The sequence below is a fragment of the Neorhizobium sp. DAR64860/K0K1 genome (assembly GCF_050500205.1).
GTDB lineage: Bacteria > Pseudomonadota > Alphaproteobacteria > Rhizobiales > Rhizobiaceae > Neorhizobium > Neorhizobium soli.
In genome coordinates this window covers 3,183,116-3,195,147 of record NZ_CP191459.1, presented here as the reverse complement: position 1 = coordinate 3,195,147, position 12,032 = coordinate 3,183,116, and the positions used below count along the sequence as shown (strand labels likewise).

The following is a 12,032-nucleotide window of genomic DNA, read 5'->3' as shown; positions in this document are numbered from 1 at the left end:
AGAATTTGCTGATGAATCCCTATGTAAACATGTCGGTAGGCGCATTGCTTGCCACGGTTTTCGTGATGATGTCCGTATCGATCGCGTCGGAGGGGATTTTCCACTCGCCGTCGCCTGAGAAGGAAGGATTTGCAATCGCCGCGCTGGAAGAGCCAGCCGGCGGCGAAGCGGCTGCCGGTGGCGGTGCCGCGGAAGTTGTCCCTGTTGGTCAGCTGATGGCGGGTGCCGATGCCGCTGCCGGCGCAACGGTATTCAAGAAGTGTCAGAGCTGTCACTCCATTGAAAAGGGAGGCCCCAACAAGGTGGGTCCCGATCTATGGGGTGTTGTGAACCGTCCGATCGCCAGCCATGAGGGCTTTTCCTACTCTGCTGCCATGAAGGATTTCTCCAAGGGCGGTGCGGAGACCTGGACGTTCGATCACCTCAACCACTTCCTCGTTGCGCCCAAGGCCTACGTGAAGGGGACAGCGATGGGCTTTGCCGGATTGAAGAACGACAAGGAACGCGGCAACCTGCTTGCTTATATCCGCGAACAGTCTGATAGCCCTGCGCCACTGCCTGAACCCGGCGCTGCACCCGCTCCCGCCCCGACGAACTGATCCCACCCGGCGGCAGACATTCCGATCACGACAGCAGCCAACCCCAGAAGCTTACGGTGATAAGGCCGAACGCTGTCGTGATGCTGATGGTCGAGGCCGCAAGGCTTTGTCCGGACCTGAACCGCTGGGCAATCAGCCAGGCATTGATGCCCGTTGGAACAGACGAGGTCAAAACTAGAGCGGCCGCCCAGTCCCGCGGCAGCCCGATCGCATGGCTTGTGGCGAACACGATCGCCGGCATCAGGGTAAGCTTCAGGACTGCAACGGCCGTGGCGAGATTGATATCGCCACGGATCGGATAACGGGTGAGCGCCATGCCGATTGAAATCAGCGCCACCGGCCCGGCTGAGGCGGCGATCTGGTTGACGACAGGCAGCACGGACGTGGGGATCGAGAAGCCCAGAAGATTGAACGGTATCCCGATCGCGATCGCGATCACGAGCGGATTGCGGACCAGGTTGCTGGCGACCTGCCGCAGAACCACGGAAAGCGTGCGCTTCTGTGTGCCGTCGACCCGCGCAGTTGCCCCCTCCATCAGGATCGAGCCGGCGATCATCATGATCGGCAGATGGATGGCGAGCAGGATCGAGACGGCAAGAAGCCCTTCCTTGCCAACCATGTGATCGATCAACGGCAGGCCGATGAAGATGTTGTTGGCAAACGCACTCGACATGCCCGCGATGACGCCGACCTTGGCATCCCGTGCGAAGAACCGCGTGGCCATCAGATGCCCGGTCGTCCATGTGACGGCAACGGCGATGAAATAGGCGCTCCACAGCCCAAAGGGAGAGACGCCGCCAAAATGGGCGTCCGCAACCGTCCGGAAGATCAGCATCGGAACCGCGATCTTGAAGACGTATTCCCCCAGCGCGTCACCGGTTTCGGCCTTCAAAAGCCCGGTTTTGGCGGCGAGCCAGCCCATCAGGATCAGGATGAAGACGGGCAGCACATTGGCGAAGACTGACGACACGGAGGCGGCTTTCGGAGGAGACTGTTATCTGCGTCTAGCGCAGATCTGGCTGAACGACAAATGCGTCGGGCGCAAACCCGTTGCAGGCGAAAGCCGAAAACAGAAAAGCGGGGCTTGATCCCCGCTTCCTTCCCCGGTCCAGCCAGGGGTGTCCAAACGCTTCGTCGCCAGTTCATCCGTGGTCGACATCAGCAATCGGATGATCGTTATCTAGCGGCTCACCATGACGGGAGAATGACAGCTGCGGATTTTTGGAGCCTTAGTGCCGACAGCGTTTTTTGCTTCCAATCATGGCCAAAGGCGAATACCCGTTCTCTCATCCATTCATTCGAAAGAGGATCAGAGCCGGATGCCGAAATTCGACGTGCTAACCATCGGCAATGCCATCGTGGACATCCTCGCACGCTGCGACGATCAGTTCCTCGGCGACAACGCGATCATCAAGGGTGCGATGAACCTGATCAATGCCGAGCGGGCCGAACTTCTCTACTCGAAGATGGGTCCTGCGGTCGAAGCCTCAGGCGGTTCCGCCGGCAACACAGCGGCAGGCGTTGCCAGTCTCGGCGGCAGGGCTGCCTACTTCGGCAAGGTCGCCAACGATCAGCTTGGCACCATTTTCCAGCATGATATCCGTGCCCAGGGTGTCCACTACGAAACAAAGCCTGACGGTGTTCATCCCCCGACCGCCCGCTCGATGATTTTCGTGACGCCGGATGGCGAGCGCTCGATGAACACCTATCTCGGCGCCTGCGTCGAACTCGGTCCTGAACATGTCGAGGAAGACGTGGTGGCCGAATCGAAGGTGACCTATTTCGAAGGTTACCTGTGGGATCCGCCGCGCGCCAAGGATGCGATCCGCGAAGCAGCCCGCATCGCCCATGCGCATGGTCGTGAAGTCTCGATGACGCTGTCGGATCCGTTCTGCGTCGGCCGCTACCGTGAGGAATTCCTGGAGCTGATGAAATCCGGCACCGTGGATATCGTCTTTGCCAACAAGCAGGAACTTCTGTCGCTCTACGAGACGGACGATTTCGAGCTCGCCCTCGGCAAGATCGCTCACGATTGCAAGCTGGCGGCCATCACGTTGAGCGAGGAAGGTGCGGTTCTCGTGCGTGGCAAGGAGCGGATCGCGATCCCGGCCTATGCCATCGAGGAACTCGTCGATACGACCGGTGCCGGCGATCTGTTCGCCGCCGGCTTTCTCTACGGCTATACCGCAGATCGTTCGCTTGAGGATTGCGGCAAGCTTGGCTGCCTGGTCGCGGCCATCGTCATTCAGCAGATTGGGCCGCGGCCGATGGTCTCGCTCGCGCAGGCGGCGAAGGAAAGAGGCCTTATTTAAAGGCCTCTCCCGGGTAAGCGCCCCAGATTTCCGCCTGGGCGATCCAGCCCTCTGCACCATTCGCTTCTGCGTGGCACCAGTCGCCATTGCATTCGCTGATCTTGATCATCACGCCGGGCTCGAGCTTTGCAGTGAGGCCCGCGGATTGCTGCGGTTCGTTGCGCATGTTGACATAGATGTCCTTGCCCTTGCCGCGCATCCACGGCGCTGCAACGGCCGTGCGCTCGCCCGATAGCAGGGCCTGGTTGACCCAGCCCTCCGTGCCCTCGGCATCGCGAACACGGCGCCAGTTGTCGTATTCCTGGATGATTTCCATCGGGGTTCCCGACTTCATGTACATCCATGACACCGCATAATCCGTGCTCGGACCGATGCGGATGTTCACTTTTCTCGATTTCAGGCTGACGAAACGGGGAAGCGGCAGGCCGCTTGCGCCCTTGGCAACGCCCTGTGCAAGTGCGCCGTCGGCGCCGGAAAGGCAGGTGAGGAGCCCGATCGAGGCTGCAAGGAAGGATGTAAAGAATGTTCTGCGCATGAATCTCATTCCGGCTGAAATTCCACAAGCGTTCCTGTCCATGCGAGGTTTTGTTTGTCTTCGCCGACGGGTCTGTTAAGAAAACGCCCTGGATGCCTCCGACTATTGCGCACCTTGGTTAAGGACGTCCTAATGGCAGCTGATTGCAATGCGGCTTTGAAACCATGACAGCGAAGAAAAAACCCCAGGTTTACATCACTCGCAAACTTCCGGACGCCGTTGAAACGCGCATGCGCGAGCTTTTCGACGCAGAGCTCAATATCGACGATTGTCCCCGTTCGCGCGAAGAGCTTATCGCTGCAATGAAGACCGCCGATGTGCTGGTACCGACGGTTACCGATAGGATCGACGCAGGGCTGATCGCGGAAGCAGGCCCGCAGCTGAAGCTGATCGCCAGTTTTTCCAACGGTACCGATCATATCGATGTGGATGCGGCCGCGAAGAAAGGAATCACGGTCACCAACACGCCGAACGTCCTGACCGAAGACACGGCCGACATGACCTTGGCGCTGATTCTTGCCGTCAACCGACGCCTGGCGGAAGGATCGCGGATCCTCACCGACAAGCCCGGTGACTGGGAAGGCTGGAGCCCGACCTGGATGCTCGGCCGGCGGATCTGGGGCAAGCGTATCGGCATCGTCGGCATGGGCCGCATCGGCAGTGCCGTGGCGCGCCGGGCCAAGGCCTTCGGCCTCGCCATCCATTATCACAATCGCAAACCGGTCAGCCCGGCCACCGAGGAAGAGCTCGAGGCGACCTATTGGGACAGCCTCGATCAGATGCTTGCGCGCGTCGATATCGTCTCGATCAACTGCCCGTCGACGCCGGCGACCTTCCACCTTCTCTCGGCCCGCCGGCTGGCCTTGCTGCAGCCTGGGTCGATCATCGTCAACACCGCCCGCGGCGATATTATCGATGAGGTCGCGATGGTGCAGCTTCTGCGTGACGGAAAAATTGCCGGCGCAGGTCTCGACGTCTATCAGAACGAACCGGCCGTCAATCCGAAGCTGGTCAAGCTTGCGCGCGAAGGGCGTGTGGTTCTGCTGCCGCATATGGGCTCGGCAACGATCGAAGGTCGCATCGACATGGGCGACAAGGTGATCATCAATATCCGCACGTATTTCGATGGCCATCGCCCACCGAACCGGGTTCTGCCCGGCCGGAACTAGGTTGTCTGCGAAAGCCGCTTCCGCATCTCGATCGATGTCGTTCTGGCATAGCCCGCATGGGCATTCTCGGCCGTCTTCACGAAGCCCCACCTCGCGAAGGTCGTGTGATTGCCGGTAAGCTCGATGCGGGTCTCCAGCCTGAGCGCAGGCAGGCCTCTTTGCCGCGCGATATCCTCCGCCACGGAAAGCAGATGCCGGCCGATGCCTCGGCTCTGGAACGCAGGCGATATCGCCAGCTTGCCCACATAGAGACATCCGGGTTCAGGCTTCAGAAACACGCAACCTGCAAGCTGTCCCTCTTCCACCGCGACGAACGCAATCTCGTCGCGCGCCTTCTGCTCAAGCGACACAAGCGTGAGCCGGTGGGCAGAGGAGGGCGGATCGATCACCCCGTCCATATAGGCAAAGGATGACATGATCAGCGTCAGCAGGTCTTCCCAGCTGGTGAAACTCTCGTCGATGCGAACGATCTCAGTCATTCGGTAGCCGTCCGTTTCGCACGGCGCTTGTACTTGATCACATCGAACCGCGTTGCAAGTCCATCGTAGAGCAACAGGCGCCTAACCAGCGGTTCGCCAATCCCTGTCACCAACTTGATCGCTTCCATCGCCATCAGCGTCCCGATCACGCCGGTCAACGCACCAACCACGCCAGTCTCCGCGCAGGCGGGGATGAGGCCTTCCGGCGGCTGCTCGGGGAAGAGGTCGCGGTAGGTGGGGTTGAGATCTCCGTCCTCGCCGGCCTCGTAAGGTTTCAGCACCGTCAACGATCCGTCGAAGCGCCCGACCGCACCCGTCACCAAGGGGATGCGGGCCGCTTCCGCCGCGTCCGCTGCTGCATAGCGCGTGTCGAAATTGTCCGAGCCGTCGATCAGCAGGCGGAAACGGGAGAGATGCATCTGAGCCCATTCGGCGGAGAAGCGCTCCTCGAAATCCATCACCCGCGTATTCGGGTTCAACCGGGCGATCGCCTCTCGGGCACTCCGTGTCTTCATCTCGCCGATCGTGCCGGTATCGTGGATCACCTGTCGCTGCAGGTTGGAGAGCGAAACGCGGTCGTCGTCGACGATGCCGATCGTGCCAACGCCGGCCGCTGCGAGATATTCGAGAATGGGCGCCCCAAGACCGCCCGCACCGATCACCAGCACACGTGCGCTCTTGAGCTTCTGCTGGCCCTGACCGCCGATCTCCGGCAGCAGGATATGGCGGCGATAGCGCTCGATTTCATCTGGGCGGAGCGTGTCCGAATTCTGGTTTTCCATCATGGGATCATAGCACCGCAGAAATCGAGTGTAAGCAGGTTCAGCGGGTTATGCCGCCATGGGAAACTGTCAGGAACTGCGCCCGATCGGCAAGCGCTGCAAACATGTGGCGATCGGTGCCGGTCATGAAGGCCTGCCCGCCCAGTCCATGCACGAGATCGAACAATGTCGCGCGCCGTCCCTCGTCCAGATGTGCTGCAATCTCGTCCAGAAGCAGGATTGGCGCATGGCCGGTCATATCCGCCGTCAGGCGGGCGTGGGCAAGCACGAGCCCGATCAGCAGGGCTTTCTGCTCCCCGGTCGAGCAGCGCGAAGCCTCAATGTCCTTCTCGCGGTGACGAACGGTTAGGTCGACACGGTGCGGACCATCCAGTGTTCGTCCCGCGGCAGCGTCGCGGCCACGCCCTGACGCGAGCATGGCGAGATATTCATCTTCGAGGTCCGCCGCGGGCCGATCCATGGCACCGTCCAGAAACCCTTCCAGCGAAAGCTCTGGCGTTGGAAACGGCGTGTCGCCGAGATTGGCAGACAGCGTCTTCAGCAGTCCCAGCATCTCGTGCCGGGCCGCCGCCATGGATATACCGAGACCCGCCATCTGCGCCTCGATTGCGGAAAGCCACGCGGGATCGAACCGGCCTTCGGACAGCAACCGGTTGCGGCTGCGCATGGCCCGCTCAAAATCGCCCGCCCGCCGGCCGTGACCTGCATCGAGCGAGAGAACCAGTCGGTCGAGAAAGCGGCGGCGGTCGGCCGAGGGGCCGGTGAACAGCCCATCCATAGCCGGCGTCAGCCACAGGGCGCGCAGATGGTCCGAGAGTTCTTCGGTCGATTTTGCCGGCGTGCCGTTGATCCGGAGCTTACGGCTGACACCGTCGCCGTCATTCGCTTCGATGCCGGTGCCGAGCGAAACCTCGCCCTCCATCCCGTCCACATCCGCAAAGACGCTGAAACCAGCGGCAGCACCGACGCGCGTGACATCGCTCAGCACGGCGCGGCGCAGGCCACGGCCCGGAGACAGGAAGGACACGGCTTCGAGAAGGTTGGTCTTACCCGCACCATTCTCGCCGGTCAGGACGACATGCCGGCCGTCGAGATCGAGCGAAGCCTGGGTGTAATTCCGGAAGTCGGTCAGCTTCAGCCGGGAAAGGAAAGTCTTTTGCGCCATCTTGTATCGCGTTGTTTCCACGTAGGAGCTAAGGACTTCGCGCCAAGAAGGCAAGCGCAGGTCTGTAACTGACATCACCCTTAGCGAGTTGCAGGCCGTGCCCGCCGTTTTCTTCCCGCTCCAAACGCTGTAGTCTCGGAGAAAGCCTCAGCCGGAAGGATCCGGCGAAGGCCCGAAATCGAGTGCGAGTGAATAGTGTGACCGACGACGATAGAATTTTGAAGCTGGAGGAATTGGCGGCGCATCAGGCCAAGGTCATCGAGGAATTGTCCGACCAGCTTGCCGAACAGTGGACGGTCGTCGAGCAGACCCGCTCGAAGCTCGACCGGCTGACCGTACGCTTTCTGTCCCTCGAGGAAACCTCGCTGGAAGCACCGGCCAACACCAGGCCGCCACACTACTGACCGTCACGCGGCGGCGCGGGCAAAGCGCCTCAGGGCCACATATTCCCAGATTGCGACGGCCAGAAGCGAACCCGTCGCAAGCATCTGGATGTGAACGGTTGTCAGGCTCGCAACAAGCAGAAAGCAGGCAACAAGGACGGCAATGCCGGCACAATGCGACCATGGCACATGCTTTGTCGAATGCGTCTTTACCCAGATCATGCCGCTTAAGAACAGGATCGGACCGCCTAGAAGCGCGAAAGCCTGAGCAAGCGTTGCATGCTCGTGCGCATGCGACAGGGCGAAGTCTTCACCGACTGCGGTAAGGATGATGCCAGCGATAATCGGCAGATGACCGTAGGTGAAAAGATGATTCGCGGTCGCCTGTGGCTCTGAACTTTCTTCCGCCTTGTCGGCTGCCTTTTCCTGCCCGTCATGGAAGTAGATCCACCACATCAGCACGGTCGAAAGGAAGGCTACAAACAGCACGATTGGCGTCAAGCTGCTTTCCAGATGACTGGATGCATTCTTGCCCGTGGTGAGGATCGTTTCCCCAAGTGCGATGATGACGAACAGCGCGCAGCGTTCGGCCATATGCTCGCCGTTGATGTCAAGCGTTTCCGCAGGCGCGGCACCTAGCCCGGGCACCCGGTAACGTAGGATCGGTGCGATATATTCGATCGCCAGCGCAGCGATCCAGAAGTACACCCGGAGGGACTGTTCACTGAGGCCGCCGGCGATCCACAAAGCGCTTGAAACCGAAAGCCAGACGGTAATCCGCTGGAAGGTGACATAGGAGGCCCGATCGGCGCGTCGGAAGGCGTAGAGCGCAAACAGCGATCGAATGATCTGCATGGCCGAATAGGCGAGCGCGAAGGTCAGGCCCATGTCCTGAAACGCCCTCGGCAGGGCAATTGCCAGAATGACGCCGAGAAACATCAGGCCGAACAGCAGGATCCGCACCGGCTCTATTTCGGCATCGAGAAGATTGGTGACCCAGGTCGTGTGGATCCAGACCCACCAGAGCGCGAAGATGAAAATCAGCGCTTCGGCGGCGATCCCGAGCGAGAAATCCGCGGCCAGCGTTTCCGACAACTGGATGAAGGCGAAGACGAAGACCAGGTCGAAGAACAGTTCCGGGAAGTTGGCCTTGGTCGCCTGCTTGTCGTCTTTGCGAAGCCAGTAGTGTTTACCGTCCGTCATGTCTGGTCTCGATTGTTTCAGTCCCGCAACTACAGAGCGGGATTGTTCAGCTCTATAATAATGGCTGGGCAGATTGCGGTGTCTATAAGGGTTTTAACGAAGAAAAACGCCGGCGCAGGGCCGGCGTTTTGCAATCTTCGTCTTTGCGACAGCCATCAGGTGTCGAAGAATTCCTTCATCCGGGCAAAGAAGCCCGTCGATTCCGGATTGTTCTCTTTGGACGAGATGTCCTCGAACTCCTGCAGCAGCTCGCGCTGGCGCTTGGTCAGCTTCTGCGGCGTCTCGATCTGGATCTGGATGTAGAGATCGCCCGTCTGCGAAGACCGCAGCACCGGCATTCCCTTGCCCTTGAGGCGGAACTGCTTGCCGGCCTGTGTGCCCTCAGGAACGGTCACACGTGACTTCGATCCATCCAGCGTCCCGACATCGAACGTGCCGCCAAGCGCTGCCGTCGTCATGGAGATCGGCACGGCGCAGTATAGATCGGCGCCATCACGCTGGAAGAACTCGTGCGGTCGGACCGACAGGAAGATGTAGAGATCCCCGGTTGGGCCACCGCGCGCACCGGCTTCGCCTTCGCCCTGCAGGCGAATGCGCGTGCCGTCTTCGATGCCCGATGGAATGTTTACGGACAGCGAACGCTCTTCGGTGACGCGACCCTGGCCGTGGCACTTGGTGCACGGATCGGTGATGGTCTGTCCGCGGCCATGACAGGTCGGGCAGGTCCGCTCAACCGAGAAGAAGCCCTGGGATGCACGGACGCGCCCGGACCCCTGGCAGGTGCCGCAGGTCTTCGGCTGGGTGCCGGGCTTTGCGCCCGAACCCGAACAGACGTCACAGGTGATCGAGGACGGAACCCGGATCTGCGCCGTCTTGCCGGCATAGGCCTCGTCGAGGGTGATCTCCATATTGTAGCGAAGATCGGCGCCACGTTCGCGACCGCCGGACGACCGGCGCGCACGGCCGCCACCCATCATGTCGCCAAAAATGTCTTCGAAAATGTCGGAGAAGCCACCTGCTCCCGCGCCGCCGGAGAAGCCGCCACCGCCGCCGCCCATGCCACCCTGTTCGAAGGCAGCATGACCGAAGCGATCGTAGGCCGCGCGCTTCTGGGGATCCTTCAGCGTCTCGTAAGCTTCGCCGATCTCCTTGAATTTCTTCTCAGCTTCCGCATCGCCGGGGTTCTTGTCGGGATGGTATTTCATCGCAAGCTTACGGAAGGCGCTTTTCAGCTCCTTCTCGTCAGCGGATTTGCCGACACCCAGCGTTTCGTAAAAATCTGCTTTAGCCATAAGCGGTAACCGGCTCCAGAAAGGGTTCCGGCTGCACGATGGCAGCCGGATATCTTAGTCGACCATCTAGCGGTATCCGTCAACGGAACCAGACTTAGGCCGACTTCTTGTCGTCCTTGATTTCCTCGTAGTCGGCATCGACGACACCGTCGTCCTTGCCGGCTTCGGCAGCGCCAACATCAGCCTGCTGGGCCTCATAGATGGCCTGACCAAGCTTCATGGATGTTTCCATGAGGGTCTGGGTCTTCGCCTGGATGTCATCTGCATCAGGCTCGGGAGCCTCGACAGAAGCCTTGAGCGCGGCAATGGCATCCTCGATCGCCTTACGGTCGGTCTCGGTTACCTTGTCGCCATATTCAGCCAGCGACTTCTCGCTGGAGTGAATGAGGCTTTCGGCCTGGTTCTTGGCTTCCACACCGGCACGACGCTTCTTATCGGTTTCGGCGTTCGCTTCGGCGTCCTTGACCATCTTCTCGATGTCGGCGTCGGACAGACCACCAGATGCCTGGATGCGGATCTGCTGTTCCTTGCCGGTACCCTTGTCCTTGGCCGAAACCTGGACAATGCCGTTGGCGTCGATGTCGAACGTGACTTCGATCTGCGGCATGCCGCGCGGAGCCGGCGGCAGACCGACGAGGTCGAACTGACCGAGCAGCTTGTTGTCCTGCGCCATTTCACGCTCGCCCTGCGAAACGCGGATCGTCACGGCCGACTGGTTATCGTCGGCGGTCGAGAAGGTCTGCGACTTCTTCGTCGGGATCGTCGTGTTGCGGTCGATCAGGCGGGTAAAGACGCCACCGAGCGTTTCGATGCCGAGCGACAGCGGGGTCACGTCGAGAAGGAGAACGTCCTTGACGTCGCCCTGCAGAACGCCGCCCTGGATCGCGGCGCCCATGGCAACCACCTCATCCGGGTTGACGCCCTTGTGCGGCTCCTTGCCGAACAGCTGCTTGACGACTTCCTGTACCTTCGGCATGCGGCTCATGCCGCCGACCAGAACGACTTCGTCGATTTCAGCGGCAGTCACGCCGGCATCCTTCAAGGCTGCCTTGCACGGTGCGACAGTGCGCTGGACGAGATCGTCGACCAGGCTTTCGAACTTCGAGCGGGTCAGCTTCAAGGTCAGGTGCTTCGGACCGGAAGCATCGGCCGTGATGAACGGCAGGTTGATTTCGGTCTGCTGCGACGACGACAGTTCGATCTTTGCCTTCTCGGATGCTTCCTTGAGGCGCTGCAGAGCGAGCTTGTCGTTCTTCAGGTCGATGCCGTTTTCCTTCTTGAACTCGTTTGCGAGATATTCGACGAGACGCATATCGAAGTCTTCACCACCGAGGAAGGTGTCGCCGTTGGTCGACTTCACTTCGAAGACGCCGTCGCCGATTTCGAGAACCGAGATATCGAACGTGCCGCCGCCCAAGTCGTAAACGGCAATCGTCTTGCCTTCCTTCTTGTCGAGGCCGTAGGCAAGTGCTGCAGCCGTCGGCTCGTTGATGATGCGCAGAACTTCAAGACCCGAAATGCGGCCGGCATCCTTGGTTGCCTGGCGCTGGGCATCGTTGAAGTATGCGGGAACCGTGATGACCGCCTGCGTGACCTTCTCGCCGAGATAGGCTTCTGCGGTTTCCTTCATCTTCTGAAGGATCATCGCCGAGATCTGGGCAGGAGAGTAGGCCTTGTCCTGGGCCTTCACCCAAGCGTCGCCGTTGTCGCCCTTGACGATGTCGAAGGGTACGAGGCCCTTGTCCTTCTCAACGGTCGGGTCTTCGTAGCGGCGGCCGATAAGGCGCTTCACTGCGAAAAGCGTATTGGTTGGGTTGGTTACAGCCTGGCGCTTGGCCGGCTGACCGACGAGACGTTCGCCGTCGTCAGAAAATGCGACCATGGACGGCGTCGTGCGCGCGCCTTCCGCATTCTCGATGACTTTGGAATCCTTGCCGTCCATAATGGCGACGCAGGAGTTGGTAGTGCCAAGGTCGATGCCAATTACTTTTGCCATATCTTCTCTCTCCTTTAAGCGAACTGTCGGAACCCCGTGAAAGGCATTCCTTTGACAGTTCCTCGACTGGGAATTTTCGCAGCACCGGCTGCTGTCATGCGGGGTATATAAGGACGG

Annotated in this window: 12 protein-coding genes; 4 read left to right on the top strand and 8 right to left on the bottom strand. The window is 60.4% G+C overall.

From position 1 onward, the window contains the following. Positions 1–11 precede the first annotated feature (11 nt). Positions 12–599, top strand: coding sequence for a c-type cytochrome (locus tag ACQY1J_RS20115; RefSeq protein WP_062454190.1), 588 nt, complete (start codon positions 12–14; stop codon positions 597–599). Positions 600–624: 25 nt separating this feature from the next. On the opposite strand, the gene ACQY1J_RS20110 is transcribed toward ACQY1J_RS20115, so the two are convergent. Beyond that, a complete protein-coding gene (locus ACQY1J_RS20110; protein WP_062454189.1) occupies positions 625–1,569 on the bottom strand; it encodes an AEC family transporter in 945 nt (314 codons plus the stop codon). A 349-nt stretch (positions 1,570–1,918) separates the two neighbouring features. Here ACQY1J_RS20110 and ACQY1J_RS20105 point away from each other — a divergent pair, with 349 nt between their 5' ends. Continuing rightward, positions 1,919–2,911: an adenosine kinase gene (locus ACQY1J_RS20105; RefSeq protein WP_062578597.1), complete on the top strand. Its 993-nt coding sequence runs from the start codon at positions 1,919–1,921 to the stop codon at positions 2,909–2,911. Here the strand turns inward: ACQY1J_RS20105 and ACQY1J_RS20100 are convergent. Beyond that, complete coding sequence (locus ACQY1J_RS20100; protein ID WP_062454187.1) at positions 2,904–3,446, bottom strand: SH3 domain-containing protein; 543 nt, start codon at positions 3,444–3,446, stop codon at positions 2,904–2,906. The two genes, ACQY1J_RS20105 and ACQY1J_RS20100, sit on opposite strands and share 8 nt — an antisense overlap. Positions 3,447–3,610: 164 nt before the next feature. On the opposite strand from ACQY1J_RS20100, the gene ACQY1J_RS20095 reads away from it, so the two are divergent. Then, complete coding sequence (locus tag ACQY1J_RS20095; RefSeq protein WP_062454186.1) at positions 3,611–4,615, top strand: 2-hydroxyacid dehydrogenase; 1,005 nt, start codon at positions 3,611–3,613, stop codon at positions 4,613–4,615. Here ACQY1J_RS20095 and ACQY1J_RS20090 read toward each other — a convergent pair. From ACQY1J_RS20090 to recF, 3 genes are read right to left on the bottom strand one after another with little or no spacing between them, the layout of a single operon-like run. Next, positions 4,612–5,094 (bottom strand): GNAT family N-acetyltransferase, encoded by a 483-nt coding sequence (locus ACQY1J_RS20090; protein ID WP_430250674.1) that lies wholly within the window; start codon positions 5,092–5,094, stop codon positions 4,612–4,614. The two genes, ACQY1J_RS20095 and ACQY1J_RS20090, sit on opposite strands and share 4 nt — an antisense overlap. Beyond that, the gene (gene moeB, locus ACQY1J_RS20085; RefSeq protein ID WP_156461793.1) at positions 5,091–5,879 is read right to left on the bottom strand and encodes a molybdopterin-synthase adenylyltransferase MoeB; all 789 of its coding nucleotides are present in this window, start codon (positions 5,877–5,879) and stop codon (positions 5,091–5,093) included. Before moeB ends, ACQY1J_RS20090 begins: the two co-directional genes overlap by 4 nt. A gap of 37 nt (positions 5,880–5,916) precedes the next feature. Continuing rightward, on the bottom strand, positions 5,917–7,041 hold the full coding sequence (recF, locus tag ACQY1J_RS20080) for a DNA replication/repair protein RecF (RefSeq protein ID WP_062578603.1): 1,125 nt from the start codon (positions 7,039–7,041) through the stop codon (positions 5,917–5,919). 197 nt (positions 7,042–7,238) lie between these two features. Between recF and ACQY1J_RS20075 the strand changes: the two genes are divergently transcribed. Further along, the gene (locus tag ACQY1J_RS20075; protein WP_425503195.1) at positions 7,239–7,445 is read left to right on the top strand and encodes a SlyX family protein; all 207 of its coding nucleotides are present in this window, start codon (positions 7,239–7,241) and stop codon (positions 7,443–7,445) included. Positions 7,446–7,448: 3 nt separating this feature from the next. Here the strand turns inward: ACQY1J_RS20075 and ACQY1J_RS20070 are convergent, their stop codons facing one another. The 3 genes from ACQY1J_RS20070 to dnaK all read right to left on the bottom strand — a co-directional run bounded on the left by ACQY1J_RS20070 (position 7,449) and on the right by dnaK (position 11,915). Further along, positions 7,449–8,627: a low temperature requirement protein A gene (locus ACQY1J_RS20070; protein ID WP_174195415.1), complete on the bottom strand. Its 1,179-nt coding sequence runs from the start codon at positions 8,625–8,627 to the stop codon at positions 7,449–7,451. A 155-nt stretch (positions 8,628–8,782) separates the two neighbouring features. Beyond that, positions 8,783–9,919, bottom strand: coding sequence for a molecular chaperone DnaJ (gene dnaJ / locus ACQY1J_RS20065; protein WP_062454181.1), 1,137 nt, complete (start codon positions 9,917–9,919; stop codon positions 8,783–8,785). A gap of 94 nt (positions 9,920–10,013) precedes the next feature. Beyond that, positions 10,014–11,915 carry a molecular chaperone DnaK gene (dnaK, locus tag ACQY1J_RS20060; protein ID WP_430250672.1) on the bottom strand — a complete coding sequence of 634 codons (1,902 nt, stop codon included), beginning with the start codon at positions 11,913–11,915 and terminating at the stop codon, positions 10,014–10,016. Positions 11,916–12,032: the final 117 nt, after the last annotated feature.

Coding starts and splice junctions, on each gene's coding strand:
- ACQY1J_RS20115 (WP_062454190.1), top strand. CDS start 12: ATGAATCCCTATGTAAACATGTCGGTAGGCGCATTGCTTGCCACGGTT.
- ACQY1J_RS20105 (WP_062578597.1), top strand. CDS start 1,919: ATGCCGAAATTCGACGTGCTAACCATCGGCAATGCCATCGTGGACATC.
- ACQY1J_RS20100 (WP_062454187.1), bottom strand. CDS start 3,446: ATGCGCAGAACATTCTTTACATCCTTCCTTGCAGCCTCGATCGGGCTC.
- ACQY1J_RS20095 (WP_062454186.1), top strand. CDS start 3,611: ATGACAGCGAAGAAAAAACCCCAGGTTTACATCACTCGCAAACTTCCG.
- ACQY1J_RS20090 (WP_430250674.1), bottom strand. CDS start 5,094: ATGACTGAGATCGTTCGCATCGACGAGAGTTTCACCAGCTGGGAAGAC.
- moeB (WP_156461793.1), bottom strand. CDS start 5,879: ATGATGGAAAACCAGAATTCGGACACGCTCCGCCCAGATGAAATCGAG.
- recF (WP_062578603.1), bottom strand. CDS start 7,041: ATGGCGCAAAAGACTTTCCTTTCCCGGCTGAAGCTGACCGACTTCCGG.
- ACQY1J_RS20070 (WP_174195415.1), bottom strand. CDS start 8,627: ATGACGGACGGTAAACACTACTGGCTTCGCAAAGACGACAAGCAGGCG.
- dnaJ (WP_062454181.1), bottom strand. CDS start 9,919: ATGGCTAAAGCAGATTTTTACGAAACGCTGGGTGTCGGCAAATCCGCT.
- dnaK (WP_430250672.1), bottom strand. CDS start 11,915: ATGGCAAAAGTAATTGGCATCGACCTTGGCACTACCAACTCCTGCGTC.